We start from the raw sequence: 25,621 nt of genomic DNA on the forward strand, positions 1-25,621 counted from the left end.
AGGCGTCCTCGCTAGCTGACTAGCGGGGACGCCTTTTTTTGTTTGCGCGTGTTTGGTCGGAGAGCGACATGAAAAAACTCAAACTGGTGATGATCGGCAACGGCATGGCCGGGGTGCGTACCCTGGAAGAATTGCTCAAGCTCAGCAGCGACATTTATGACATCACCGTGTTCGGCGCCGAGCCCCACACCAACTACAACCGCATCCTGCTGTCGCCGGTGCTGGCCGGTGAGCAAACCTTCGAAGAGATCGTGCTCAACGACCTGGACTGGTACCTGGACAACAACGTCAAGTTGCTGCTCAACCGCAAGGTGGTGCAGATCGACCGGGTCAAGCGCAGAGTCATCGCCGAAGACGGCACCGAGGCCGAATATGATCGCCTGCTGATCGCCACCGGCTCCACGCCGTTTATCCTGCCGATCCCCGGCAACACCCTGCAGGGCGTGATTGGCTACCGCGATATCGCCGATACCCAGGCCATGATCGACACCGCCAAGACCCACAAGCATGCGGTGGTGATCGGCGGCGGCCTGCTCGGCCTGGAAGCTGCCAATGGCCTGATGCTGCGCGGCATGCATGTAACCGTGGTGCACCTGGGCGAATGGTTGCTGGAACGCCAGCTGGACAAAACCAGCGGCCAACTGCTGCAGACCGAGCTGGAAAGCCGTGGCCTGGTGTTTCGCCTGTGCGAACAGACCCAGGCCCTGCACGACGCCGGCAATGGCCGGGTTGGCTCGGTGCAGTTCAAGAATGGCGACGTCATCCCCGCCGACCTGGTAGTGATGGCCGCCGGCATCCGCCCCAATACCGAACTCGCGGAAAAGTCCGGCATCCCCTGCAACCGTGGGATCCTGGTCAATGACACGATGCAAACCTATGACCCGCGCATCTATGCGATCGGCGAATGCGCCAGCCATCGCGGCATCGCCTACGGCCTGGTGGCGCCCTTGTTCGAACAGGCCAAGGTCTGCGCCAACCATCTGGCCCAGCTGGGTTTTGCCACCTACAAGGGCTCGGTCACCTCGACCAAGTTGAAAGTCACCGGCATCGACCTGTTCTCTGCCGGCGACTTCATGGGCGGCGAAGGCACCGAGACCATCACCCTCTCCGATCCGATCGGCGGCGTGTACAAGAAGCTGGTGATCAAGGATGACATCCTGGTCGGCGCCTGCCTGTACGGCGACACCGCGGATGGCGGTTGGTATTTCCGCCAGATTCGCGAGAACCACGCCATTGGCGAAATCCGCGATCACCTGATGTTCGGTGAGAATGCGCTGGGCGACGTCGGCCATCAAGGGCAGGACAAGGCCATGAGCATGGCCGACAGCGCCGAAGTCTGTGGCTGCAACGGCGTGTGCAAGGGCACCATCGTCAAGGCGATCCAGGAACAGGGCTTGTTCAGCGTCGACGAGGTGAAAAAACACACCAAGGCCGCCAGTTCCTGCGGCTCCTGTGCTGGCCTGGTGGAACAGATCCTGATCAACACCGTGGGCGGTGCTGCCGACGTCAAACCCAAAAGCGAAAAGGCCATCTGCGGCTGCAGCGATCTCAATCACGGGCAGATCCGCCAGGCCATCCGCGAGCAGCACCTGCTGACCATCGACGCCACCCTGCGTTACCTCAACTGGCGCACGCCCAATGGCTGCGCCACCTGCCGCCCGGCCCTCAACTATTACCTGATTTCCACCTGGCCCGGCGAGGCCAAGGACGACCCGCAATCGCGGCTGATCAACGAGCGGGCCCACGCCAATATTCAGAAAGATGGCACCTATTCGGTAGTCCCACGGATGTGGGGCGGTGTGACCAACCCCTCGGAGCTGCGCCGAATTGCCGACGTGGCCGACAAGTACAACGTGCCGATGGTCAAGGTCACGGGCGGCCAGCGTATCGACTTGCTCGGCATCAAGAAGCAGGACTTGCCGGGCGTATGGAAGGATCTGGATATGCCGTCAGGCCACGCCTACGGCAAGTCCATCCGCACCGTGAAAACCTGCGTGGGCAGCGAGTTCTGCCGATTCGGTACGCAGAACTCCACGCAACTGGGCATCGAGCTGGAGCATGACCTGTTCAATATGTGGTCGCCCCACAAGGTCAAGCTGGCGGTCTCCGGATGCCCACGCAATTGCTCGGAAGCGGGGATCAAGGATGTCGGAATCATCGGCGTCGACTCGGGCTGGGAGATGTACATCGGCGGCAATGGCGGGATCAAGACCGAAGTCGCGGAGTTCTTCGTCAAGCTGAAAACCGCCGAGGAGGTGCGCGAATACAACGGCGCGTTTCTGCAGCTGTACCGCGAAGAAGCGTTCTACCTGGAGCGCACGGTGCACTACCTGCAACGGGTTGGCATGGAGCATATCAAGAAGGCGGTGCTCGAGGACCCGGCCCGCCGCAAGGCCCTCAACGAGCGCCTGCAGTTCTCGCTGTCATTCGAGCAGGACCCGTGGAAAGAGCGCCTGGAACAGCCGCTGCTGAAAAAGGAATTCGACGTTATCCCTGTCAAACAGCTGGAGGTCTCGCTATGAACTGGCTGGATATCTGCGCCCTAGATGAAATCAATACCCTGGGCTCGCGCATCATCAGTGGGCCGAAAGGCGATATCGCGATTTTCCGCACCAGTGACGACGAAGTCTTCGCCCTCGACGACCGTTGCCCGCACAAGGGCGGCCCGCTGTCCCAAGGCTTGATCTACGGCAAGCGCGTGGCCTGCCCGCTGCACAACTGGCAGATTGACCTGGCGTCCGGCGAAGCCCAGGCCCCGGATATCGGCTGCGCCCACCATCACCAGGCCCGGGTGGAAAACGGTCGGGTGATGCTGGCCCTACGGGACGCTGGTTGATGAACCGCCAGACCACCGCGTCCACCTGCTGTTATTGCGGGGTGGGCTGCGGCGTGCTGATCGAGCATGACGGCGAACAGATCCTGGGGGTGCAAGGCGACCCGAGCCACCCGGCCAACTTCGGCAGATTGTGCAGTAAAGGCGCGAGCCTGCACCTGACCGGCGATTTAAGCGCCCGCGCCCTGTACCCGGAGTTGCGCCTGGGCAAGGACTTGGCACGCACACGCACCGATTGGGGCACCGCCCTGGAACACGCGGCCACTGTGTTCGCCGATACCATCGCCGAACATGGGCCCGACAGCGTGGCGTTCTATATCTCGGGGCAACTGCTGACCGAGGATTACTACAGCTTCAACAAATTGGCTCGGGCCTTGGTTGGCACCAACAATATCGACAGCAACTCACGGCTGTGCATGTCTTCGGCCGTGGTCGGCTACAAGCGCAGCCTGGGCGCCGATGCGCCGCCGTGCAGCTATGAAGACCTGGAAAACAGCGACTGCGTGATGATCGTCGGCAGCAATATGGCCTATGCCCACCCAGTATTGTTCCGACGCCTGGAGCAAGCCAAGGCGCAACGCCCGCAGATGAAAGTGCTGGTGATTGACCCTCGGCGTACAGACACCTGCGATTTGGCCGACCTGCACCTGGCAATCCTGCCGGGGACAGATGTGGCGTTGTTCCATGGGATCTTGCATCTGCTGCTGTGGGAAGGCTGGATCGACCACGCCTTTATCCAGGCCCACACCGAGGGCCTGGCCGAGCTCAAACGCCTGGTGCATGACTACACGCCGCAAATGGTCACGCAACTGTGCGGCATCAGTGTCGAGCAGTTGCGCCTGTGCGCCCAGTGGATAGGCACTTCCAGTAGCTTTTTGTCGCTGTGGTGCATGGGGCTTAACCAATCCACTGCTGGCAGCGCGAAAAACAGCGCGTTGATCAACCTGCACCTGGCCACGGGCACCATTGGCCGGCCGGGCTGCGGGCCGTTTTCCCTGACTGGGCAACCGAATGCCATGGGTGGGCGCGAGACCGGCAGCCTGTCCAACCTGCTGCCGGGCCACCGCGACGCGGCCAACCCTGAACATCGCGCCGAGGTCGCGAGCTATTGGGGCGTGGATCAACTGCCGGCGCCCACCGGTCTCACTGCGATCGAACTGTTTGAACAGGTGCAGGCCGGCAAGATCAAGGCGCTGTGGATCGCTTGCACCAACCCCGCCCAATCCTTACCGGACCAGAATGCCGTGCGCGCAGCCCTGGCGGCGTGCCCGTTCGTGGTGTTGCAGGAGGCGTTCCGCACCACCGAAACCGCTGCCTATGCCGACCTGCTGCTGCCTGCTGCCAGCTGGGGTGAAAAGGACGGTACGGTGACCAACTCCGAACGGCGCATTTCCCACGTACGCCGTGCCATCGCCCCACCGGGAGAAGCGCGGGCGGACTGGGCAATCACCGTGGATTTTGCACAACGCCTGGAACACCGCCTGCGGCCGGGCGCGCCCAGCCTGTTCGCCTTTGAAGGGCCGGCGCAGTTGTTTGATGAATTCAAGCAACTGACCCAAGGCCGTGACCTGGACTTGTCGGGTATCAGCCATGCCCTGCTCGACCAGCTCGGCCCACAGCAATGGCCATTTCCCGAGGGCGCGCAGACGGGTACGCCGCGTCTGTACACCGACGGTATTTTCCCCACGGACGATGGCCGGGCGCGGTTTGTCGCCGACCCTTACCGCGCCGCCAAGGAACAGCGTGACGCACGCTTCCCCCTGACCCTGATCACCGGGCGCCTGCGCGACCAGTGGCATGGCATGAGCCGCACCGGCACGGCCGCGCAGTTGTTCGGGCATGTCAGCGAGGCATTGCTTGGCCTGCACCCGGACGAACTGCGTCGCCATCGTTTCAAAGAAGGTGACCTGGTCAACCTGAAAAGCCGTCGAGGCAATGTGATCGTCGCCGTCAGCAGCGATGACAGCGTGCGCCCCGGCCAGGCGTTTCTGCCTATGCATTGGGGCGACCGCTTTCTCAAGGGCGGCGTGAACGTCCTCACCCAGCCGGCGTTCGATCCCTTGTCCAAGCAGCCGGAACTCAAGCACAGCGGCGTGCGCCTGGAAGCGGTGCAACTGCCATGGCAACTGTTCGCGCTGATCGAGGGCGATGTGCAGCAACACTTCGACGCCCTTCGCCCGCTGTGTGAGGGCTTTGCCTACGTGAGCCTGAGCCTGGCCGGACGTGAGAGACCGGCCCTGCTGGTGCGGGCGGCACATACCGAGGCACCCGACCTGGGGCTGCTGAACCGCATTGACCAATTGTTGGGCCTGAACGACGGTCCGGTTATGGCCTATGACGACCCGCGTCGTTCAATTGGCAAACGCGTGAAGATCGAGAAAGGTCGTATTACTGCCCTGCGCCTGGCCGGCGAAACCCTGGCCCGTCACTGGCTGCAAAGCCTATGGCTGGAAGGCCGTGCCGACGAGCAACTGCGACGCTGGCTGCTGGCGCCATTAAGCGCGCCACCAGGCGGTGCGGCGGCCAGCAGCAAGATTGTGTGCAACTGCAAGAACGTCAGTGAAAACGCCGTATGCGCAGGTATTGCGCAGGGCCTGGGCCTGGACGGCCTCAAGCAGGAACTGGGCTGCGGCACGCAATGCGGCTCCTGCGTACCGGAAATCAAACGTCTTTTGGCCAGCACCCCGCAGCCAATCGCGATCAGTGTGTGAGGGAAAAACATGAGCGCAAAAGTGTGGCTGGTAGGCGCCGGGCCCGGTGATCCGGAATTGCTGACCCTCAAGGCGGTCAGGGCCCTGCATGAGGCGGATGTGGTGCTGATCGATGACTTGGTCAACCCGGCAGTACTGCAACACTGTAACGCTGCACGGGTGGTGACTGTCGGCAAGCGCGGTGGCTGCCGCTCCACGCCCCAGGAATTTATCCATCGCCTGATGCTGCGTTATGCACGCCAGGGTAAATGTGTGGTGAGGCTCAAGGGCGGCGACCCGTGCATCTTTGGTCGCGGTGGTGAAGAGGCGCTGTGGCTGCGCGAGCGCGGCGTTGAAGTTGAATTGATCAATGGCATCACAGCGGGGCTGGCCGGTGCGACCAACTGCGATATTTCACTAACGCTGCGCGGTGTCAGTCGCGGCGTGACATTAATCACAGCCCATACCCAGGACGACAGCCAATTGAACTGGCGCGCACTGGCCGAAGGTGGGACCACCTTGGTGGTGTACATGGGCGTGGCGAAGCTGGAGGAAATTCGCCAGCAACTACTGGAAGGCGGCATGGCGGCTGATATGCCTGTGGCGATGATTGAAAACGCATCGCTGCCCCAACAGCGCGAATGCCGCAGCGAGCTGGCGCGGATGCATGAGGACGCGCAGGCATTCGCCTTGAAAAGCCCGGCGATCCTGGTGATTGGCCACGTTGCTGCTGCCGCACAGACGGCTTGGGTAGCTGCAGCGGCCAGCGCCTGAGGCAAATCGCAGGCGAAAAAAACCCGGCCTAAGCCGGGTTTTTTTATAAAGCCAGGCTAATTACTTAGCGGTGGCTTCAACAGCAGCTTCTACGCGACGGTTAACAGCGCGGCCAGCTTCAGTTGCGTTGTCAGCAACTGGGCGGGACTCACCGTAACCTACGGAAGTGATGCGGCTAGGAGCTACGCCATCTTTAACCAGGACTTGCTTAACAGCGTCAGCACGACGCTGGGACAGCTTCTGGTTGTAGGCGTCTGGACCGATGGAGTCAGTGTGACCAGCAACTTCTACGTTGGTGTCTGGGTACTGAGCCATGAAGTCGGCCAGGTTTTTCACGTCGCCGTAGCTGTTAGGCTTAACAACCGACTTGTCGAAGTCGAACTTAACGTCCAGCTCAACACGAACAACCTGAGCAACCGGAGCTTCTGGCTCTGGAACTGGCTCTGGAGCTGGTGCTGGGGTAGGAGCTGGAGCAGCTGCGCCAGCGTTACCGCCGAAGTTCACGCCCAGGCCAACCAGTGCGGAGTAGTCCCACTTGCCGTTGTCCAGACCGTAGTCAGCTTCAACACCAGCACGTGCGTACAGGTTGTTGGTGAAGTAGTACTTCACGCCGGTACCGATGGTAGCGAAAGTGGTCTGGTCGCGACCGCTGTGGCCATCAGCCTTGACGTTGGTACGGCTCTGGTGGCCGAAACCGCCTTCAACGTATGGACGCAGGCTATCAACGCCAGCCTGACCGAAGTGGTACTGGGCAACGAGGCTGCCAGTGTCACCTTTGATCTTCTGGTTGCCAGTGCCGTCGTTCGAACGGGTGTGGTTGGTCTTGTCGTACGACAGATTCAACGACAGATCGTCGGTCAGGAAGTAACCAATGCGAGCGCCTGGGTTGAAGCCGTCTTCGATGTGCTTGACGCTATCGTTGTACTGCTTCTTGTAGAACAGCTCGCCTTCAACTGCGCCTTGGCCTTGTGCCAGAACGCCGAAAGAAGTAGCGGCAATAAGAGAACCAATGGCCAAGCCCAAGGTGTTTTTCAGTTTCATCCGTTAAATCCCCATCTGGTGATTGTAAAGCAGTCCCACAAACCGGGGGACAACTCGGCGACAAGTCTAACAGAACTTGCCTACACGTAAGAGATATTTGCTACGCACTAAGTTTCAGTCTCGCCCGCAAATTTCTCACGTAATTTATCAAGAGCACGTTTGTAACGCATTTTTGTAGCACTCAAGCCCATATGCATGATGTCAGCGATTTCCTGGAATTCCAGCTCTGCGACAAAGCGAAGCACCAGAATTTCCCGGTCAATCGGGTTCACATGCACCAACCAGCGATCAAGTCCGCCCTTCTCCTCGGGTGCCGGCGCCTTTTCCTCAGACGCCTCCTCAAGGGGGTCCAGACTCAAAGCGTCCATCAAGCGACGCTTTCGCCGTTCCTTCCGATACTGCGTGATGCACTCGTTGTACGTGATGCTGTACAGCCATGTTTTGAACTTCGATTTGCCCTCAAAGTTCTTCAGGCCGTAGAGCACCTTGAGCATCACTTCCTGACAGACATCGTCCGCATCTCTATCGTTCCCCAAATACCTTGAACAAACGTTGAACAGAGTGCGTTGATACCTGCGCATCAATTCTTCGTACGCACGTGTTACGTGAAACAGCTCCGTGTGCGAGCGCGCGACCAACTCCTCATCAGAGAGCTCACGTGGGTCATAGCGCGTGGACAGCGTTTGGGCTTTATTCAAAACAAGTCGTGCCGACAGTCAGGTCAATGTCCGTTGCAACCCGGTCACCCGGGTTCGCGGCGGCGTACATTAGCAGGGTTTGCCGGGTTAGCGGCTACTGACCTGCTGCTCAAGGAGAATCCGGTTGGACAGCGACACCAGTTCCCCGTCATCGGTCAGCACGGTTGTCTTGACTGTGCCGATCTCCTCGATTTGCCCTTCGACCTCGCCCACACGCACCTGTTGCCCAACTTGATACAGCTCACGCACATAGATTCCCGCAAGAATCTGGCCGGCAATTTCCCGGCTTCCCAAGCCCATGGCCAGCGCAACGGCCAGACCAACGGTAATCAAAACAATCACAATCACGTGGTTGAGCAGGTCAGTCTTGACCTCCAACTGGCTGATCGCGACGGAAATACTGATGATGATCACCAGCCCCTGGGCGATTCGCCCCAGGCCTGCCGCGTAGTCCAACCCCACGCCTTCGGCGGCCCCGCGCACCAGCCCGTTGGCCAGTTGCGCCAGTAAAACCCCCACCAGCAGCACCAGCGCGCCACCGAAGACTTTCGGCAAATACAGTGCCAGCATGTCGAGCGTAGCTGAAACTCGCTCAAGTCCAAGGGACTGAGCCGCAGAAACCAGAAAAATAAGTAGAACGAACCAGTACACGATCTTGCCGATCAGGGTCGAAATCGGCACTTGCAACCCTGCCCGGCCCAGCAACTTGGTAAGACCGGTGCCGGCCATCAGGCGATCCAACCCCAGTTTCGCCAGCAACTTGGACAGCAGGGTATCGAGCAACTTGGCCACGACAAAACCCAGCAATACCAGGACCAGGGCACCAAACAGGTTGGGAATGAAATTCGCCACCTTGGTCCACAATGCGGTCATCGCAGTGACCAGGCTCTGGGTCCAGAGATCAAGTTCCATATTCAATCAGCCTTATCAGCAGTGCGAGCAAGAGGTTTACGACGGGAAACCGGTGAGACATGGGCCGAACCGTTGTTCAGGGCCATCATCAATGCCGGCAGCCAGCGCCCGAGCAGACCGAACAGATCTCCCGCCCCGACCTGACGGTTGGCGGTTTTGAGTACGCGACCCAGGCAAGCATCGTCATCACGGTTGGATGGCGAGGCATTGAGCATGTCACGCAAAGACTGTTCGAACGGATCGTGCATAAGAGACCTCTCGCAAGTGTTTTAAAAGACGAGGGTAAATTTCATGGGGTCACATCGGCCCCTTCTTACGTTCAGCTCATATTCAGGTCAAACCCAGCGCAATCGTCGAAATAACCACCACTGCCCCAATGCCACCGAGACCATCAACAGGCAGGCAATCATGAATCCATAAGGGCTGGCAGAGAACGGAATGCCCCCCACATTGATACCAAGCAACCCGGTGAGAAAACTCATCGGCAGGAAGATCCCGGTGATGATCCCAAAGCGGTACATGGTGCGGTTCATGCGCACGCTCAAGCGCCTATCTTCGGCCTCAAGCACAAGCCCCACGCGCTCTCGCGCCAATTCCAGCTCTTCCAGGTAACGGGTCAGGCTGTTGTGCAATTCATTCCAATAGTCGGCATCGTCGTCACAAAACCACGCCAGTTTGATTCGCGTCAGTTGGGCAAAAATATCCCGTTGCGGCGCCAGGAAACGCTTGAGCCCTGCCGCTCGCCGACGGATCTGCAAGACACTGCCGTGCTCCGGGGTATACCGTTCGTCGGCATCGAGTTTTTCTTCCTCGGCATCGACGATTTCAGACAAGGACGTGACCAGATCCTGCACTTTATTGGTCAGGTATTGGGCCATATAAAGGATGAGTTCAGAAGCAGTCCGTGGGCCCTTACCCTCCGCCAATTGCACCAGCAGCTCATCGGTCGCACGCAGCGGACGCAAACGCAGGGAAATCACACGATTGGCGGCGGCGAAGATACGTACCGAAACCATGTCCTCGGGCTCGGCGCCCGGGTTGAGGTTGATCCCGCGCAGAAACAACAGCAATTCGGCGTCCGGCAGCGGCAACAGCCGTGGGCGAGTGTTCTCTTCCAGCAGCAGGTCACAGGCAAACTCGCTCAGGCCGCTGGATTTGCGTAGCCAGGTCTGGGTCTGGGGATGGCTGCGATCCCAATGCAACCACAGGCTTTCATGGGGCTGCACTTGCAAATCGTCGAGCTCAGTCCGGGCAATCGAACGCGCACCGCCTTTACCGTCCAGCACCAGGGCATGCACAAGCCCCCATTGCGCGTTCTCTTCCTCGAACATCCTCACCCCTATCGGCTACTGCGGTTTATTCAGGCATTTTCAGCGGGCTGGGCGATACGATCACGCCGTTGTTATCGGCATAGATGTACTCGCCCGGACGGAACGTCACGCCGGCGAACGTCACCACCACGTTCAGGTCACCCAGACCACGCTTGTCGGTTTTCATCGGGTGCGAGGCCAGCGCCTGCACACCCAGGTCGGTTTGGGCGATAACGTCGACATCACGGATGCAACCGTAGATCACCAGCCCTTCCCAACCGTTTTTCGCGGCTTTCTCGGCGATCAGATCCCCCAGCAATGCACGACGCAGGGAACCGCCGCCATCGACCACCATGACTTTGCCGGCGCCTGGCTGGTCCGCCTGTTCCTTGACCAGGGAGTTATCTTCGAAGCATTTGATGGTGACAATCTCGCCACCAAAGGAGTCTCGGCCACCGAAGTTGCTGAACATCGGCTCCACTACCTGCACCAGCTCCGGGTAGGCGTCACACAGGTCGGGGGTCACGTAATGGTTCATCGAGAAACTCCTGTCGTCAAAGAAGAGGTCAAACATCCACGCTGTACATCAGGAAAACGCGCCGCGACAGGCATTCTTTAAGTGCGTGTCGGTCAGCGGCGGCCATGATCAGATCCACCTCGGTGCAACGCAATACACGTTGCGCGACTGAATATGACCAGAAGTGCCTGGCGCGTCATATCTTAGCCGCAACCACTCAAGAGTGAAACGCCCTTGGTAGAGCGTTTCGTCAAACCGCCGCGGCCATGTCGGGCTGCGTACCGAATAAAGGTGTCAGCGGCTCTCGCAACCAACGCTCCACCAATGGCCACACTTCGGCCTGCGCGGCCTTGCTGACCAGCATCTGCACATGCCCGAAATCCTCACTGAAACCTTGTTTGCGCCCCAGGCACAGGTACTGACGATGCTCGCTGCCGACTTGTTCGAAGAGCTGGCGGCACGCCCAGTCAGGATCTTGGCGGTCACCGGCCGCGCTGACCGCCAGCAGTGGCACGTCGACCTCTGCCAGGCCCTTCCACCAATCACGCTCGGCATCGCCAAACCGGCCAAACAGGCCGTTCCAGCGCATCGCTTCGATCATCACACCGGCCGGCTCGTCCTCCGGGCCGCGCTTGAATCGCGGGCCGGACACCTGGGCGAGGCGCTTGAGGATAAATCGACCGCCCCACTCCACCGGTGGAATTTTCAATGGCCAATGGGTGCGACTGACCTGGCAGCCGAACAAGGCCACCGACGCTACCAATGACGCCCCCAGGTGTTGGCCCCCCAGGGCCGCCGCCAAGGTCGTGGCACCCAGGGAATGCCCGATCCAATGGGGAATTTGCCCGCTTTGCTCACGCACAAACGCACCGATGGCAGGCAAATCGTAGCGTGCGTAATCAGCAACACGGTTTCTGGCGTAATCCTGGTTGCGCTTGGACAGGCCATGCCCGCGCATTTCCGCAACCCACACATCAAAGCCCCGGCGCGCCAGGTAAGCGCCCAGGCCGATGCCTTTGGGGGAGTACCAGAAGCGTCGATTGGAAAAACTGCCGTGCAACAGAATAATCGGCGTGCCCCGGTTTTCAGGGACATTGGCCAGGCCCAAACGGGTAACGGCCAGTTCGACAGTGCCGTCGGGACTGTTGCCGGGCTTGAGCCGGTACACATCTTCACTCAGGTCGCCACGACGCTCAGCGCTGATCAAGGCGACAGGAAATAGTTTGCTGCTGCTTTGCATAATGCTCTTGCACAAAAAAGGGCGGCGTCCGCAAGGAGTTCCGCCCTGTACAGATAAGAATGCCGGTCACCCTCTACGAGTGACCGGCACTTTTGACATCGCGACCTTAGGCGGACGCTTGGCCTTCCGCCAGGAAGAACCAGGTTTCCAGCACGGAATCGGGGTTCAGCGAGACGCTTTCGATGCCCTGCTCCATCAGCCATTTGGCCAGGTCAGGGTGGTCCGAAGGGCCCTGGCCGCAGATACCGATGTACTTGCCGGCCTTGTTACAGGCCTGGATGGCGTTGGCCAGCAGCTTCTTGACCGCAGGGTTACGCTCGTCGAACAGGTGAGCGATGATCCCCGAGTCGCGGTCCAGGCCCAGGGTCAGCTGGGTCAGGTCGTTGGAGCCGATGGAGAACCCGTCGAAGAACTCCAGGAACTCTTCAGCCAGGATGGCGTTGGACGGCAACTCGCACATCATGATTACGCGCAGGCCGTTCTCGCCACGGGTCAGGCCGTTTTCGGCGAGCAGGTCGACCACCTGGCTCGCTTCGCCCAGGGTGCGCACAAATGGCACCATGATCTCGACGTTGGTCAGGCCCATCTCGTTGCGCACGCGCTTGAGTGCACGGCACTCGAGCTCGAAGCAGTCACGGAACGCTTCGCTGATGTAGCGTGAAGCACCGCGGAAACCCAGCATCGGGTTTTCTTCTTCCGGCTCGTAGAGCTTGCCGCCGATCAGGTTGGCATATTCGTTGGACTTGAAATCCGACAGGCGCACGATGACCTTTTTCGGGTAGAACGCCGCCGCCAGGGTACTGATGCCTTCGACCAGTTTCTCGACGTAGAAGCCTACCGGGTCGTTGTAGCCGGCAATGCGCTTGTCGACGCTTTCCTTGATGTCCAGCGGCAGGCCGTCGTAGTTCAACAGGGCCTTGGGGTGCACGCCGATCATGCGGTTGATGATGAACTCCAGGCGGGCCAGGCCCACACCGGCGTTCGGCAACTGCGCAAAATCGAATGCGCGATCCGGGTTGCCGACGTTCATCATGATCTTGAACGGCAGGTCAGGCATGGCGTCGATGGAGTTCTGCTTGATATCGAAGCCCAGCTCACCTTCGAAGATGAAGCCAGTGTCGCCTTCGGCGCAGGACACGGTCACACCCTGGCCGTCCTTGAGCAGTTGGGTGGCGTTGCCGCAACCGACTACCGCAGGAATCCCCAGCTCACGGGCGATGATCGCCGCGTGGCAGGTACGCCCGCCACGGTTGGTGACAATGGCGCTGGCACGTTTCATCACCGGTTCCCAGTCCGGGTCGGTCATGTCGGAGACCAGCACGTCGCCGGGCTGGACCTTGTCCATCTCGGACACGTCCTTGATGATCCGCACCTTGCCGGCGCCGATGCGCTGGCCGATGGCACGGCCTTCCACCAGTACGGTGCCGGTTTCCTTCAACAGGTAGCGTTCCATGACATTGGCCGAAGTGCGGCTCTTCACGGTCTCGGGACGGGCCTGCACGATATACAGCTTGCCGTCGTCACCGTCCTTGGCCCACTCGATGTCCATCGGGCACTTGTAGTGCTTCTCGATGATCATCGCTTGCTTGGCCAGTTCGCTGACTTCAGCGTCGGTCAGGCAGAAACGCGCGCGCTCGGCCTTGTCGACGTCAACGGTTTTCACCGAGCGACCGGCCTTGGCCTCGTCGCCGTAGATCATCTTGATCGCCTTGCTGCCCAGGTTGCGGCGCAGGATGGCCGGGCGGCCGGCCTCAAGGGTGTGCTTGTGCACGTAGAATTCGTCGGGGTTGACCGCGCCTTGCACGACGGTTTCGCCCAGACCGTAGGCACCCGTGATAAATACCACGTCACGGAAGCCGGATTCGGTATCGAGGGTGAACATCACGCCGGCAGTGCCGGTTTCCGAACGCACCATGCGCTGCACGCCGGCAGACAGGGCCACCAGCTTGTGGTCGAACCCTTGGTGTACGCGGTAGGAAATCGCACGGTCGTTAAAGAGGGAGGCAAACACTTCCTTGGCTGCGCGGATCACGTTTTCGACGCCGCGAATGTTCAGGAAGGTTTCCTGCTGGCCGGCAAAGGAGGCGTCCGGCAAGTCTTCGGCGGTCGCCGAGGAGCGCACGGCCACGGCCATGTCCGGGTTACCGGCGGACAGGGTCGCGAAGGCGGTACGGATTTCTTCGTTGAGCTTCTCGGGGAACTCGGCTTCCATGATCCACTGGCGGATCTGGGCGCCGGTCTTGGCCAGGGCGTTGACGTCATCGACGTCCAGGGCGTCCAGCGCCGCGTGGATCTGGGCGTTGAGGCCGCTCAGCTCAAGGAAGTCGCGGTAAGCCTGGGCCGTGGTGGCGAAACCACCAGGCACCGAGACACCAGCGCCTGCAAGATTACTGATCATCTCGCCGAGGGATGCGTTCTTGCCCCCTACGTGCTCTACATCATGGACGCCGAGCTTATCGAGGGAAACTACGTACTCTACCAAGGTGATCTCTCCACTTTCTGTGTTGGAAAAGCTCAGGACGCCGGCTGCTCAGTAGGAGCTAACGCCAGCGCTTGTGGCCTGGACCTGGAAAATAAGTGAGAATGCGGCCCACTGCGGGACGGCAAAATCGCGCCTATCATATCCAAGATTCGCCATCAGCTTAAGGCCCAGGGCTCAAATGAAACGATCTGCTTTCTTTATTTCCGACGGCACCGGCATCACAGCCGAAACATTGGGCCAGAGCCTGCTCGCGCAGTTCGAAAACATTACCTTCGCCAAATTCACGCGGCCTTATATAGACAGCGTGGATAAAGCGCGGGCCATGGTACAACAAATCAATCTGGCGGCTGAAAAAGACGGATTTCGTCCGATCATTTTCGACACCATCGTCAATCAAGACATTCGTGAGATTCTCGCAACGTCGAATGGTTTCATGATCGACATTTTCTCGACCTTCCTGGCGCCGCTGGAACAGGAGCTGAGCGAGCATTCATCGTACTCCGTCGGCAAGTCCCACTCCATCGGGCACAACTCCAACTATATGGAGCGGATCGAGGCGGTGAACTTCGCCCTCGACAACGATGATGGCGCCCGCACCCACTACTACGACAAGGCCGACCTGATTCTGGTGGGCGTGTCGCGCTGCGGCAAGACCCCGACCTGCCTGTACATGGCCATGCAATTCGGCATCCGTGCGGCCAACTATCCGCTGACCGAAGATGACATGGAGCACCTGACGTTGCCTGCCGCCCTGCGTGCGCATTCGCACAAGTTGTTCGGCCTCACAATCGACCCGGACCGGCTGACCGCCATCCGCAACGAGCGCAAGCCCAACAGCCGCTATTCCAGCTATGCCCAGTGTGAGTTTGAAGTGCGCGAAGTAGAAAATCTGTTCCGTCGCGAGAATATTGCGCACATCAATTCCACGCATTTTTCGGTGGAAGAGATTTCAGCGAAGATTTTGGTGGAGAAGGGTGTGGAGCGCAGATTCAAATAGTTGTATTGCCTGAACTGGCGCTTTCGCGAGCAAGCCCGCTCCCACATTTTGACCGTATTCCAAAGAAGGATTTCGGTCCAATGTGGGAGCTGGCTTGCCTGCGATGAACGGTAACGCGGATTTACAGATGAAACCGCCCGCCCCCCTGCCCCAGCGCGGTCGCCAGCGCATCGAAGCCCTCGCGCAATAGCTGATCATCGCCCGACGTGTTGCAGATACTCGCCCGAATAAACTGCGGCACCGCCGTCTGACCCACGGCGAACGCCTCGGCAGTAGCGATCAGGTAATTATTCTGCTTGAGCTCTGCCTCGATTTCCGATGCCCGCCAAGGCTCCGGCACTTCAATCCAGAAGTGCGGGCTATTAAGGTGAGTGCGATAGGCCAGGCCGCCCAACTGGTCGCTCACCAAGGCTTTGCGCCGGCTGATTTCGCTGATCTGCTGGCGCAACAGGTACTCCGCCGTGCCGTTCTCGATCCATTGAGTGGCCAGCTCCAGGGTCACGGGCGTGGCCATCCAGCAGGTCGAGCGCAGTGCCGCCGAGATGCGGCTGACCAGTGCCGGTGGCGCGTGCACGTAGCCCACCCGCAACCCTGCCGACACTGCCTTGCTCAGGCTGCTGATCAAAATCGTACGTTCAGGCGCGAAATAGCTGAGGGGCGGCGGACGATCTTCCACCAGCACGCCGTGGGCTTCGTCTTCAAGAATCAGCAGGTTGTGTTCGCGGCACACCTTGGCCAAGGCTTCGCGGCGCGCAACCGACAACACCGCCGTCGTCGGATTCTGGATAGTCGGCGTGCAGTACAACGCCGAGATCCGGTGATTACGACAAACCTCATCCAGCGCCGTGGGCAGCACGCCCTCCTCATCCATTTCCAGGCCGATCAGCCGCACACCCAGCATGCGCGCAGCGGTAATCAGCCCCGGGTAAGTCAGTTGCTCGGTGACCACCGTATCGCCAGCGCGCAGCAACGCCATCATTGCGCATAACAAACCATGCTGGCCGCCATTGACGCAGATGACCTGCTCGGGAATCGGATGGAAATCGCGTTGCACCAGCCACTGCGCACCGGCTTCACGGTAACGCGGCAGGCCGGCGTCGGGGGTGTAGGCACTGATGTCCTGAAGAAACTTGGCGTTGGTCGACAGGGTTTGGAAGCTCTGGGCGAGAAACGCCGTCTCCTGCCCAGGGATATGCATGTTGCGGCTCATGTCGAAGTATTGGCGCGGCTCCTCGCTGAAATTGCGAAAGCCCTCATCGCGCTGGCGCTCCATCCCACGCTTGCGCACGAAGGTTCCATCACCTACCCGCGCGACCACCAACCCCAGGCGCTCCAGCTCACCATAGGCGCGGCTGATGGTGCCGATGGTCACCCCCAGATTGTCGGAAAGCACCCGATGGGGAGGCAGCTTTCGTCCCGGTTCAATCAAGCCTTCGAGGATGCCCCGCTCCATGACATCGGACAAGCGCTTGTACTTCACGCCCTGCCCGCTGGACAACCCCTCACGCATAATTGACACCATGTCAATATTTGTTTTGACAGTCATCTTTTGCCCTAATAGTGTGCTTTTACGGGTTCAATCGCCGATAAACATACCTCATTACAAGTTCAATATAGAGTTCAATTTCGGCTCAGGGAAGCAATAAACGATGCCAATGTCCGCCGTTCTCGAAAGCACCGCAAAAACAAAAACGCAAAAACAGTGGTTGGCCGGGCTGGTGACCAGCGTGATGTTCCTCATCGTATGCCTGAGCTGGGGCACTACCTGGCTGGGCATCAAGATTGCCGTGGAGAGCGTGCCGCCGCTGACGTCTGCCGGCCTGCGCTTCCTGATTGCCTTTCCGTTATTCCTGTGTTTTGCCCTGGTGCGGCGCGAGCCGATCCTGTTCCCCCGGGAAAGTCGCTGGTTCTTCGTATTCGTGACCCTGTCCTACTTCAGCATTCCTTATTACCTGCTCAACTATGGCGAGATGCATGTGTCGTCCGGGCTCACCGCCCTGCTGTTCAGCTGCATGCCGGTGTTCATCCTGATCTTTTCCGCGCTGTTCCTGCGTGAGCGCATCTACTTCTCACAGGTGGTCGGCATCGGCATCGGGTTCGCCAGCCTCTACATGATCATCAGAAGCCAGGGCCTGCACCTGGACCACGCCGAGTTCTTCGGTGTACTGGCTATCCTGAGCGCGGCGATCATGCATGCCTTGTGCTATGTCATCACCAAGCAAAAAGGCAGCGCCATCAGCGTGATTACCTACAACACCCTGCCCATCGGCATTGCCGGGCTGATGCTGTTCGTGGCCGGCCTGTGGTTTGAAACGCCGGTCTTCAACGCCATCACCCTGCGTTCCTGGAGTGCGCTGTTCTACTTGGGGCTGGTGGCCTCTGTAGGCGGGTTCATCGTGTATTTCATGCTGCTCAAGCGCCTGAGCCCGATCATCCTGTCGTTCGTCTTTATCATCTTCCCGGTGTTCGCGGTCATCATCGGTGCCTGGTACGAAGGCGTGGAAATTTCCCGCGACCTGATGCTGTACTCGGCGATCCTGCTGGCCGGCTTTGCGATCACCAAGTTGCCCATCGAAAAACTCCTGGCCAAGAAAAATTGACCCCTAACCAACGCGAGAGAAACATGGAAGTCCTCCGCCCAACCGCCCTGGAACAAATCTATGCCCACGCCAGCCGCAGCTACCCCGAGGAATGTTGCGGTTTTGTCTTCGCCGACGGCAGCGTGTACCTGGGCAGCAATATCCAGAACGAGTTGCACCGCAAGAACCCCGAGATGTACCCGCGCAGCGCGGCCAACGGCTACACCTTCTCGGTGCCCGACACCCTGCTGCTGAACAAGGCGTTTCGCAGCGACAACCCGGTGGTGGTGATCTACCACTCGCACCCGGATGTCGGCGCTTATTTCAGTGAGGAAGACCAGGACAAGGCGCTGTTCCTGGGGGAGCCGATCTACCCCGTCAGCTATCTGGTGGTGGATGTTCGCCAGGGCCAGGCCCTGGGCTCGAAGCTGTTTGCCTGGGATGGCAGGCATTTCGCCCTTCAACCCTTCAACGACCTGCACACGGAGTTGTCCATGAACGCTGTCTCTTTCCCCGACATTCTGGTTCGCGTGGCCAAGCTGCCGGAATCGACCCTCGAGGGCGCCGGATCGACATTGCGCGAAGTCATTGAAAATCTCTGCAGCAGTTACCCGCAGTTGCGCCAGCACCTGTTTCATGAAAAGAACAACCAGCTCAAGGAACACTTCCTGTTCACCGCCGAGGAAGAACTGATCGAGGCCGACGAACGCTTGCCGGAAAAAGCCCGGATCGAAGTGTTGCTTGCCACCTCCGGTGGCATGGACGTCGATACCCTGAGCAATGAAGAAGTGCAGCGCTACGTGCGCCATATCACCCTGCCCGGCGTCGGTCGCGAGGGCCAGTTGAACCTGAAGAAAGCCAAGGTGCTGATCATCGGCACCGGCGGCCTGGGCTCGCCCATCAGCCTGTACCTGGCGGCGGCCGGCATCGGCACCCTCGGGCTGGTGGACTTTGATGTGGTGGAAAGCAGCAACCTGCAACGCCAGATTGTCCACGGCAACAGCACCCTGGGAATGCCCAAGGTCGAATCCGCCAAGCAACGCCTGCAGGACCTCAACCGCCATATCCAGATCAACACTTACGACACGGCGCTCGACGCCGACAATGCCCTGGAGCTGGTGGGCGCCTATGACCTGGTGATCGACGGCACCGACAATTTCGACACCCGCTACCTGGTCAACGATGCCTGCGTCCAGCTGGGCAAGCCCTTGGTGTACGGTGCCATCTACCGCTTCGATGGGCAGATCAGCGTGCTCAACCATAAAGGCGGGCCGTGCTATCGCTGCCTGTTCCCCAAGGCTCCCCCTGCCGAACTGGCCCCCAATTGCAGCGCCGGCGGCGTGATCGGCGTGCTGCCGGGCGTGGTGGGAATGATCCAGGCGACCGAGGCGATCAAGTTGCTGATCGGCATCGGCGAGCCCTTGTCAGGCCGCCTGATGCGCTTCGACGCGCTGGCGATGAAGTTCACCGAGATCCGCTTCAAGCGCCGCGCCGACTGCCCTTGCTGCTCGGAGCTGCGTCACAGCGAAACCGTCACGCCCGCTACCTGCGCAGATGCCGTACCAAGCCAACCGTCCCTGGCGGCAGAGCGCTACATCAAGCCCCAAGGCCTCAAGCAAGTGCTCGAACACCCCAGCAGCGCCGATGTACTGCTGGATGTGCGCGACGCCAGCGAACTGGAAGTGTGCAAACTACCGGGCGTGGTGCATATCCCCCTGGCCGAGCTGGATGGGCAATTGGCCAACCTGAGCCGCGACAACACCCATTACCTGATCTGCTATGCGGGCACCCGTGCCGAGCAAGCCGCCAGCACCTTGCTGGCGGCCGGCTTTGCCAATACCAAAGTTCTGCAGGGCGGTATGAAGCACTGGGTTCGCGACGTCGAACCCGACATGCCTTTGTACTGATCGTGGGGGCTTGCTGATGCTGCATAACTCGATTCTCGACGTCATCGGCCAGACGCCGATCGTGCGACTGGCGCAGTTTTCCGAAGACCTTGGCATCGAGGTCTACGCCAAGCTGGAGTCCCTCAACCCCGGCGGCAGCCACAAGGCGCGCATCGCCCTGGGCATGATCCTCGATGCCGAGCGCCGGGGCGTGCTGATCCGTGATTCCGGGCAAACCATTATCGAGCCAAGTGGAGGCAACACCGGCATCGGCCTGGTGATGGCCGGCAACGTGCTCGGCTACAAAGTAGTGCTGGTGATCCCTGACAACTACAGCCCCGAAAAGCAGAAACTGCTGCGCCTGTATGGCGCCAGGGTGGTGCTGTCGGACAGCCGCCTGGGTAACAATTCCCACGGCGAAAAATGCATGGAACTGCAGTTGGAGAACCCCAACTACGTGATGCTCAACCAGCAGCGCAACGGCGCCAACCCTCAGACCCACCGCGACACCACCGCACCGGAAATCATCCGCGCCTTCGGTGAGCGGCGCGTGGACTACTTCGTCAGCGGTATCGGTACCGGCGGTCATATCACCGGCATCGGCGAAACCCTCAAGGCGGCCTGGCCGGCGCTGCGCATCATGGGGGTGGAGCCGGAAGAATGCGACCTGTTGAAAGACCAGCACGCCGCGCACGCGATCCAGGGCCTGTCGATTGGCCTGATCCCGAGCATTCTCAACCTGGATGTGATCGACGGCATGCTCAAGGTGTCGCACGCGGCATGCCTGGACATGATCAAACGCATCATGCGCACCGACGCCATCAGCCTGGGGTTGTCCTCGGCCGCCAACATGGTTGCCATCGCCCAGCTCGCCCCCGAATTACCGCCTGAAACGGTGGTGTTGACCATGGTCTACGACAATGCCGACAGCTACCTGCCCAGTTTCGAGTAACGGGTTTTCCAACCATCCAGAATGCGGGGGTGCCTCCATGGGGGGCTTTATCGACATGCAACAGCTGCACGATGAGCTGCTTACCCATCTCATCACGACCCTGACGCCCGGGCAGATGAAGCAGCTGGAACCGCACCTTGCGCCGCTGATCCAGAACGCGGCCCAGGCAGTGGCCGACGACCTGATCGCCTACGCCTATCGTGACCCCGCATCGCGCGGGCGCGGGGAGTTGATCCTGGAATCCTATGCCTCGTTCAAGGCAGTGCTGTTCTATCGCCTTGCGCATCTGGTGTGGAATTTCCCCGACCCTGGCCACGCGATGTTTTCGCGCATGGCCCTCAAGCTCAGCAACCAGGGCAAGATCCTCTCCGGCGCCGAGATTCACCCGGCGGCGCGCATTGGCCGACGCTTTGTGCTGGACCACGGCTTCGGCACCGTTATCGGCGAGACCTGCGTGATTGGCAACGATTGCTACATCCTCTGCGGCGTGACCCTGGGCGCCCGCGGCATCGCCAACAACCCGGACGGCAAGCGCCACCCGCGCCTGGGCAACAATGTCGAGGTGGGCGCCGGAGCCCGGGTGCTGGGTTATGTGTCGATTGGCGATAACGTGTTTATCAGCCCCTCCTGCGTGATCACCCAGGACGTGCCGGCAGGCACCAAGGTCAAGGTGGTCAACCAGATCCAGCTGCAAAAGAACGATGAATCGGACCACAGCAACTACCTCGGCGCCTTTGCCCTGGATGAGCGCTTGCATGTCGTCGGCGAGGTCAGTGCCGGCCACAAGGTCACCGTGCTGGATGCTGACTTTCATCCGCTGCAAGGGTTGATGCTCGAGCCCACGGTAAAAGAGCGGCATCACCTGCAATTCCGCCTGCATCGCCTCGACACCGGTGACCAACTGCCGCGCCTGCCGTTGAACCTGAAAGTCTGCGGACCAGAATTTGAAATCACCCTGCTCTCTCCTCCTGGCTTGAGCGCAATGGTGCGCCACCTGCTGCAAGCCAGCCCACTGATCGTCGGAGGTTGAACATGTCCGTGCACACCATGGAAACCCTGGCGCTGTTCGACAGCGCGCCCTACCAGAACGCTTTCAGCGCCCGGGTGATTGCCGTCAGCGAACAGGGCATCGCCCTGGAGCACACGCTGTTCTACCCCACCGGCGGCGGGCAACCGGGCGATACCGGCCATCTCACCCTGGCCGATGGTACGCAGGTCGAGGTGACGGGCACCGTGCGCGACCCGGTGTTGCGCTCGATCATCTGGCACCAGGTGGAGCATTGCCCCGAGCAATTGACCGCCGGCGTCCAGGTCGACGCAGGGCTGGATTGGGAGCGGCGCTACCAGCACATGAAGATGCATACCTGCCTGCACTTGCTGTGCTCGCTCATCGACGCGCCGGTGACCGGTTGCAGCATCAGCTCGGATAAAGGCCGCCTGGATTTCGACCTGCCGGAAATGACCCTGGACAAAGACAGCCTCACCCGCGACCTCAATGCCCTGATCGAGCAGGCCCACGCGGTGAAGACGCTGTCGATGCCCGCCACCGAGTACGCGACGCTGTTGCAGATCACCCGCACCCAAGCCGTGGCGCCACCGGTGGTCTCGGGTTCGGTACGGGTGATTGAAATTCCCGGCATCGATATCCAGCCATGCGGCGGCACCCATGTGCTCAACACCGAGGAAATCGGCCGGGTGTTCTGCGAGAAGATCGAGAAGAAGAGCAAGCACAATCGCAGGGTGATACTGCGGTTTGAATAGATTCTGAAGCTGGGCTCGGTCAATTGTGGGAGCTGGCTTGCCTGCTCCCACATTGACCGTGTTGTTTTTCAGATCGTGAACAGGCCCATGAAACGGTTCACAGGCGTCGCCTCAAGCCGCGCCTGGTCCTTGCACAACGCAAAAATTTCGGCGCTGCGCTGCGCGGTAAACCTCGTCGCCAGGTTGGCTTTGAACTTGTCTTCCAGCAATGGGATACCGTCCACCCGACGGCGGCGATGACCAATCGGGTACTCCACCGCCACCTGCTCGGTGCAGGTACCGTCCGTAAAGAACACCTGCACCGCATTGGCAATGGAGCGCTTGTCGGCTTCCAGGTACTCGCGACTGTAGCGAGGGTCTTCGACGATGACCATCTTGGCGCGCAACTCATCGATGATCGGGTGGGCCGCGTGGAAGTCATCTTCGTAGTGCTCGGCCACCAGGTTGCCGAACGCCAATGGCACGGCGGTCATGTATTGCAGGCAATGGTCACGGTCGGCGGCGTTGGCCAGTTGGCCGACCTTGGAAATGATGCGAATCGCCGACTCATGGGTGGTGATCACGATGCGCTCGATCTCGTGCAGGCGCGGCTTGACCTGCGGGTGCAGGGTCACCGCCGCTTCACAGGCGGTCTGCGCGTGGAACTCGGCGGGGAAGCTGATCTTGAACAGCACGTTTTCCATCACGTAGGTGCCGTAGGGCTGGGACAGGCTGAAGGCGCGTTTGTCTTCAGGCTTGAGCGCCAGGTCCTTGTTGGTGTGGCTGAACAACACATCATAAAAGCCCCACTGCGGCGCACTCAGCACACCGGGGATGCCCATTTCGCCACGCAGGGCGATATCCGCCAGGCGCACGCCGCGGCTCGATGCGTCCCCCGCGGCCCAGGATTTGCGCGAGCCGGCATTCGGCGCATGCCGATAGGTGCGCAACGCCTGCCCATCGACAAAGGCGTGGGACAGAGCCGATAGCAGCTGTTCACGGTTAGCACCCATCAGCTTGGCGGTGACGGCTGTGGAGGCGACCTTGACCAGCAGCACATGGTCGAGACCGACGCGGTTGAAAGAATTTTCCAGGGCAATCACACCCTGGATTTCGTGAGCCATGATCATCGCTTCCAGCACCGCACGCACGGTCAGCGGCGCGTCACCATTGGCCACGCGTTTTTGTGAAAGGTGATCGGCCACCGCGAGAATGCCGCCGAGGTTGTCCGAGGGGTGCCCCCACTCAGCGGCGAGCCAGGTGTCGTTGTAATCGAGCCAGCGCACGATGCAGCCAATATCCCAGGCGGCCTTGACCGGGTCGAGGCGAAACGACGTGCCCGGCACCCGTGCACCGAATGGCACCACAGTTCCCTCCACAATCGGCCCCAGGTGCTTGGTGCACTCGGGGAACCGCAGTGCCAGCAGGCCACAACCGAGAGTGTCCATCAGGCAGTTGCGGGCGGTGTCCAGTGCATCCGGGGAATCAATGCGGTAGTTGAGGACATAGTCGGCGATGTCCTGCAAAACCAGGTCGTAGTCGGGGCGGTTGTTCTGGTCGACGTTGGCGCTCATGGCAGTCTCCTAAAAGGTTGGTTTATTCCTCAGAATCACGGTTGATCGTCAGGGCAGGTCTGGTTGTCTGCCTTGGAATAAAGGTTCCATGTGGGAGCGGGCTTGCCCGCGATTGCGATTTTTCAGTTGATAAAGATGTCGACTGATACTCCGTCATCGCGGGCAAGCCCGCTCCCACAGGGGTTCTGTGTAGGCCTTTAGAACGCATCGCCTGGGACGCGCACGTAGCCTTCCATCAGCACACGCGCACTGCGGCTCATGATGGCTTTCTTTACCACCCATTCACCGTTCACCTGACTGGCCTCAGCGCCCACGCGCAAGGTGCCGGACGGGTGCCCGAAGCGCACGGCATTGCGCTCTACGCCGCCCGCCGCCAGGTTGACCAAGGTGCCGGAAATCGCCGCCGCGGTGCCAATCGCCACCGCCGCGGTGCCCATCATCGCGTGGTGAAGCTTGCCCATGGACAGGGCGCGCACCAGCAAGTCCACATCGCCGGCCTTGATCGCCTTGCCGCTGGAGGCCACGTAATCGGCAGGCTTGGCCACGAACGCCACCTTGGGCGTGTGCTGGCGCTGGACGGCTTCGTCCAGGTGTTTGATCAGGCCCATGCGCAACGCGCCATACGCCCGCACGGTCTCGAACATCGCCAGGGCCTGGGGGTCGCTGTTAATCGCGCCTTGCAGCTCGGTGCCGGTGTAACCCAGGTCTTGGGCATTGATGAAAATCGTCGGGATACCGGCGTTGATCAACGTGGCCTTGAAGGTACCGACGCCGGGTACCTCCAGATCGTCGACGAGGTTGCCAGTGGGGAACATCGAACCCCCCCCGCCCTCTTCTTCCGCCGCCGGGTCCATGAATTCCAACTGCACTTCGGCGGCCGGGAAGGTCACGCCGTCCAGTTCGAAGTCGCCGGTCTCCTGCACCGCACCGTCGGTAATGGGCACGTGGGCGATGATGGACTTGCCGATATTGGCCTGCCACACCCGCACAACGGCTATACCGTTGTGGGGCACGCGGGCCGGATCGACCAGGCCCGCGCTGATGGCGAAAGAGCCCACCGCCGCCGATAGGTTGCCGCAATTGCCGCTCCAATCTACAAACGGCTTGTCGATGGAAACCTGGCCGAACAGGTAGTCCACGTCGTGATCGGCGCGGGTACTTTTGGCGAGGATCACGCTTTTGCTGGTGCTCGAGGTAGCCCCGCCCATACCGTCGATCTGCTTGTCGTAGGGGTCGGGGCTGCCAATCACCCGCAGCAGCAAGGCATCGCGCGCCGCCCCCGGGACCTGCGCCGCTGCGGGCAGGTCCTTGAGGCTGAAGAACACGCCCTTGCTGGTGCCGCCACGCATGTAGGTGGCGGGGATCTTGATTTGCGCTACGTGTGCCATGGTAATCC

21 protein-coding genes are annotated in these 25,621 nt (G+C 60.4%); 10 read left to right on the forward strand and 11 right to left on the reverse strand.

The window, feature by feature from the left end; translation table 11 throughout:
• The first annotated feature begins 68 nt into the window (after nucleotides 1-68).
• The 4 genes from nirB to cobA are packed head-to-tail and all read left to right on the forward strand — an operon-like array spanning nucleotide 69 to nucleotide 6,297.
• Nucleotides 69-2,522, forward strand: coding sequence for a nitrite reductase large subunit NirB (gene nirB, locus TU73_RS09075; RefSeq protein WP_057011906.1), 2,454 nt, complete (start codon nucleotides 69-71; stop codon nucleotides 2,520-2,522).
• On the forward strand, nucleotides 2,519-2,836 hold the full coding sequence (nirD, locus tag TU73_RS09080; RefSeq protein ID WP_005790365.1) for a nitrite reductase small subunit NirD: 318 nt from the start codon (nucleotides 2,519-2,521) through the stop codon (nucleotides 2,834-2,836). The genes nirB and nirD overlap by 4 nt, the downstream gene beginning before the upstream one ends.
• Entirely contained in the window at nucleotides 2,836-5,544 is a 2,709-nt protein-coding gene (locus TU73_RS09085; protein ID WP_057011907.1) for a nitrate reductase, read from the forward strand. Before nirD ends, TU73_RS09085 begins: the two co-directional genes overlap by 1 nt.
• A gap of 9 nt (nucleotides 5,545-5,553) precedes the next feature.
• Complete coding sequence (gene cobA, locus TU73_RS09090) at nucleotides 5,554-6,297, forward strand: uroporphyrinogen-III C-methyltransferase (protein ID WP_057011908.1); 744 nt, start codon at nucleotides 5,554-5,556, stop codon at nucleotides 6,295-6,297.
• Between the two features lie 60 nt (nucleotides 6,298-6,357).
• On the opposite strand, the gene TU73_RS09095 is transcribed toward cobA, so the two are convergent.
• The 8 genes from TU73_RS09095 to ppsA all read right to left on the reverse strand — a co-directional run bounded on the left by TU73_RS09095 (nucleotide 6,358) and on the right by ppsA (nucleotide 14,497).
• Nucleotides 6,358-7,338 (reverse strand): OmpA family protein, encoded by a 981-nt coding sequence (locus tag TU73_RS09095; RefSeq protein WP_046071663.1) that lies wholly within the window; start codon nucleotides 7,336-7,338, stop codon nucleotides 6,358-6,360.
• A 107-nt stretch (nucleotides 7,339-7,445) separates the two neighbouring features.
• Entirely contained in the window at nucleotides 7,446-8,036 is a 591-nt protein-coding gene (gene sigX, locus TU73_RS09100; protein WP_003193286.1) for an RNA polymerase sigma factor SigX, read from the reverse strand.
• A gap of 87 nt (nucleotides 8,037-8,123) precedes the next feature.
• Entirely contained in the window at nucleotides 8,124-8,948 is an 825-nt protein-coding gene (locus TU73_RS09105; RefSeq protein ID WP_003193288.1) for a mechanosensitive ion channel family protein, read from the reverse strand.
• 2 nt (nucleotides 8,949-8,950) lie between these two features.
• A complete protein-coding gene (locus TU73_RS09110) occupies nucleotides 8,951-9,196 on the reverse strand; it encodes a hypothetical protein (RefSeq protein WP_005790375.1) in 246 nt (81 codons plus the stop codon).
• An 87-nt stretch (nucleotides 9,197-9,283) separates the two neighbouring features.
• Nucleotides 9,284-10,279 (reverse strand): zinc transporter ZntB, encoded by a 996-nt coding sequence (locus TU73_RS09115; protein WP_057011909.1) that lies wholly within the window; start codon nucleotides 10,277-10,279, stop codon nucleotides 9,284-9,286.
• Between the two features lie 25 nt (nucleotides 10,280-10,304).
• On the reverse strand, nucleotides 10,305-10,796 hold the full coding sequence (rraA, locus tag TU73_RS09120) for a ribonuclease E activity regulator RraA (RefSeq protein WP_046071661.1): 492 nt from the start codon (nucleotides 10,794-10,796) through the stop codon (nucleotides 10,305-10,307).
• Between the two features lie 229 nt (nucleotides 10,797-11,025).
• On the reverse strand, nucleotides 11,026-12,015 hold the full coding sequence (locus tag TU73_RS09125; protein ID WP_057011910.1) for an alpha/beta fold hydrolase: 990 nt from the start codon (nucleotides 12,013-12,015) through the stop codon (nucleotides 11,026-11,028).
• A 106-nt stretch (nucleotides 12,016-12,121) separates the two neighbouring features.
• Complete coding sequence (gene ppsA / locus TU73_RS09130) at nucleotides 12,122-14,497, reverse strand: phosphoenolpyruvate synthase (RefSeq protein ID WP_043047082.1); 2,376 nt, start codon at nucleotides 14,495-14,497, stop codon at nucleotides 12,122-12,124.
• A gap of 178 nt (nucleotides 14,498-14,675) precedes the next feature.
• On the opposite strand from ppsA, the gene ppsR reads away from it, so the two are divergent.
• Nucleotides 14,676-15,494 (forward strand): posphoenolpyruvate synthetase regulatory kinase/phosphorylase PpsR, encoded by an 819-nt coding sequence (ppsR, locus tag TU73_RS09135; RefSeq protein WP_003193298.1) that lies wholly within the window; start codon nucleotides 14,676-14,678, stop codon nucleotides 15,492-15,494.
• 121 nt (nucleotides 15,495-15,615) lie between these two features.
• Here ppsR and TU73_RS09140 read toward each other — a convergent pair whose 3' ends face one another.
• A complete protein-coding gene (locus tag TU73_RS09140; protein WP_057011911.1) occupies nucleotides 15,616-17,040 on the reverse strand; it encodes an aminotransferase-like domain-containing protein in 1,425 nt (474 codons plus the stop codon).
• A gap of 160 nt (nucleotides 17,041-17,200) precedes the next feature.
• Between TU73_RS09140 and TU73_RS09145 the strand changes: the two genes are divergently transcribed.
• From TU73_RS09145 to TU73_RS09165, 5 genes are read left to right on the forward strand one after another with little or no spacing between them, the layout of a single operon-like run.
• The gene (locus tag TU73_RS09145; protein WP_162276342.1) at nucleotides 17,201-18,094 is read left to right on the forward strand and encodes a DMT family transporter; all 894 of its coding nucleotides are present in this window, start codon (nucleotides 17,201-17,203) and stop codon (nucleotides 18,092-18,094) included.
• A gap of 23 nt (nucleotides 18,095-18,117) precedes the next feature.
• Nucleotides 18,118-19,980 (forward strand): molybdopterin-synthase adenylyltransferase MoeB, encoded by a 1,863-nt coding sequence (gene moeB / locus TU73_RS09150; protein ID WP_057011913.1) that lies wholly within the window; start codon nucleotides 18,118-18,120, stop codon nucleotides 19,978-19,980.
• A 16-nt stretch (nucleotides 19,981-19,996) separates the two neighbouring features.
• Nucleotides 19,997-20,911, forward strand: a complete 915-nt coding sequence (locus tag TU73_RS09155) for a PLP-dependent cysteine synthase family protein (RefSeq protein ID WP_046072693.1) — start codon at nucleotides 19,997-19,999, stop codon at nucleotides 20,909-20,911.
• A 37-nt stretch (nucleotides 20,912-20,948) separates the two neighbouring features.
• Nucleotides 20,949-21,941: a serine O-acetyltransferase gene (locus TU73_RS09160; protein WP_057011914.1), complete on the forward strand. Its 993-nt coding sequence runs from the start codon at nucleotides 20,949-20,951 to the stop codon at nucleotides 21,939-21,941.
• A 2-nt stretch (nucleotides 21,942-21,943) separates the two neighbouring features.
• Entirely contained in the window at nucleotides 21,944-22,672 is a 729-nt protein-coding gene (locus TU73_RS09165; RefSeq protein WP_057011915.1) for an alanyl-tRNA editing protein, read from the forward strand.
• Between the two features lie 68 nt (nucleotides 22,673-22,740).
• On the opposite strand, the gene prpD is transcribed toward TU73_RS09165, so the two are convergent.
• On the reverse strand, nucleotides 22,741-24,225 hold the full coding sequence (prpD, locus tag TU73_RS09170; protein ID WP_057011916.1) for a 2-methylcitrate dehydratase: 1,485 nt from the start codon (nucleotides 24,223-24,225) through the stop codon (nucleotides 22,741-22,743).
• A 197-nt stretch (nucleotides 24,226-24,422) separates the two neighbouring features.
• Complete coding sequence (gene prpF, locus TU73_RS09175; protein ID WP_057011917.1) at nucleotides 24,423-25,613, reverse strand: 2-methylaconitate cis-trans isomerase PrpF; 1,191 nt, start codon at nucleotides 25,611-25,613, stop codon at nucleotides 24,423-24,425.
• Between the last annotated feature and the right edge of the window lie 8 nt (nucleotides 25,614-25,621).

Source organism: Pseudomonas libanensis (assembly GCF_001439685.1).
In the GTDB taxonomy this organism is placed as follows: Bacteria; Pseudomonadota; Gammaproteobacteria; order Pseudomonadales; family Pseudomonadaceae; genus Aquipseudomonas; species Aquipseudomonas libanensis.

Excerpts from the sequence above, each read along its gene's own strand:
- nirB (WP_057011906.1), top strand. The coding sequence starts at position 69 with ATGAAAAAACTCAAACTGGTGATGATCGGCAACGGCATGGCCGGGGTG.
- nirD (WP_005790365.1), top strand. The coding sequence starts at position 2,519 with ATGAACTGGCTGGATATCTGCGCCCTAGATGAAATCAATACCCTGGGC.
- TU73_RS09085 (WP_057011907.1), top strand. The coding sequence starts at position 2,836 with ATGAACCGCCAGACCACCGCGTCCACCTGCTGTTATTGCGGGGTGGGC.
- cobA (WP_057011908.1), top strand. The coding sequence starts at position 5,554 with ATGAGCGCAAAAGTGTGGCTGGTAGGCGCCGGGCCCGGTGATCCGGAA.
- TU73_RS09095 (WP_046071663.1), bottom strand. The coding sequence starts at position 7,338 with ATGAAACTGAAAAACACCTTGGGCTTGGCCATTGGTTCTCTTATTGCC.
- TU73_RS09105 (WP_003193288.1), bottom strand. The coding sequence starts at position 8,948 with ATGGAACTTGATCTCTGGACCCAGAGCCTGGTCACTGCGATGACCGCA.
- TU73_RS09110 (WP_005790375.1), bottom strand. The coding sequence starts at position 9,196 with ATGCACGATCCGTTCGAACAGTCTTTGCGTGACATGCTCAATGCCTCG.
- TU73_RS09115 (WP_057011909.1), bottom strand. The coding sequence starts at position 10,279 with ATGTTCGAGGAAGAGAACGCGCAATGGGGGCTTGTGCATGCCCTGGTG.
- rraA (WP_046071661.1), bottom strand. The coding sequence starts at position 10,796 with ATGAACCATTACGTGACCCCCGACCTGTGTGACGCCTACCCGGAGCTG.
- TU73_RS09125 (WP_057011910.1), bottom strand. The coding sequence starts at position 12,015 with ATGCAAAGCAGCAGCAAACTATTTCCTGTCGCCTTGATCAGCGCTGAG.
- ppsR (WP_003193298.1), top strand. The coding sequence starts at position 14,676 with ATGAAACGATCTGCTTTCTTTATTTCCGACGGCACCGGCATCACAGCC.
- TU73_RS09140 (WP_057011911.1), bottom strand. The coding sequence starts at position 17,040 with ATGACTGTCAAAACAAATATTGACATGGTGTCAATTATGCGTGAGGGG.
- moeB (WP_057011913.1), top strand. The coding sequence starts at position 18,118 with ATGGAAGTCCTCCGCCCAACCGCCCTGGAACAAATCTATGCCCACGCC.
- TU73_RS09155 (WP_046072693.1), top strand. The coding sequence starts at position 19,997 with ATGCTGCATAACTCGATTCTCGACGTCATCGGCCAGACGCCGATCGTG.
- TU73_RS09160 (WP_057011914.1), top strand. The coding sequence starts at position 20,949 with ATGGGGGGCTTTATCGACATGCAACAGCTGCACGATGAGCTGCTTACC.
- TU73_RS09165 (WP_057011915.1), top strand. The coding sequence starts at position 21,944 with ATGTCCGTGCACACCATGGAAACCCTGGCGCTGTTCGACAGCGCGCCC.
- prpD (WP_057011916.1), bottom strand. The coding sequence starts at position 24,225 with ATGAGCGCCAACGTCGACCAGAACAACCGCCCCGACTACGACCTGGTT.
- prpF (WP_057011917.1), bottom strand. The coding sequence starts at position 25,613 with ATGGCACACGTAGCGCAAATCAAGATCCCCGCCACCTACATGCGTGGC.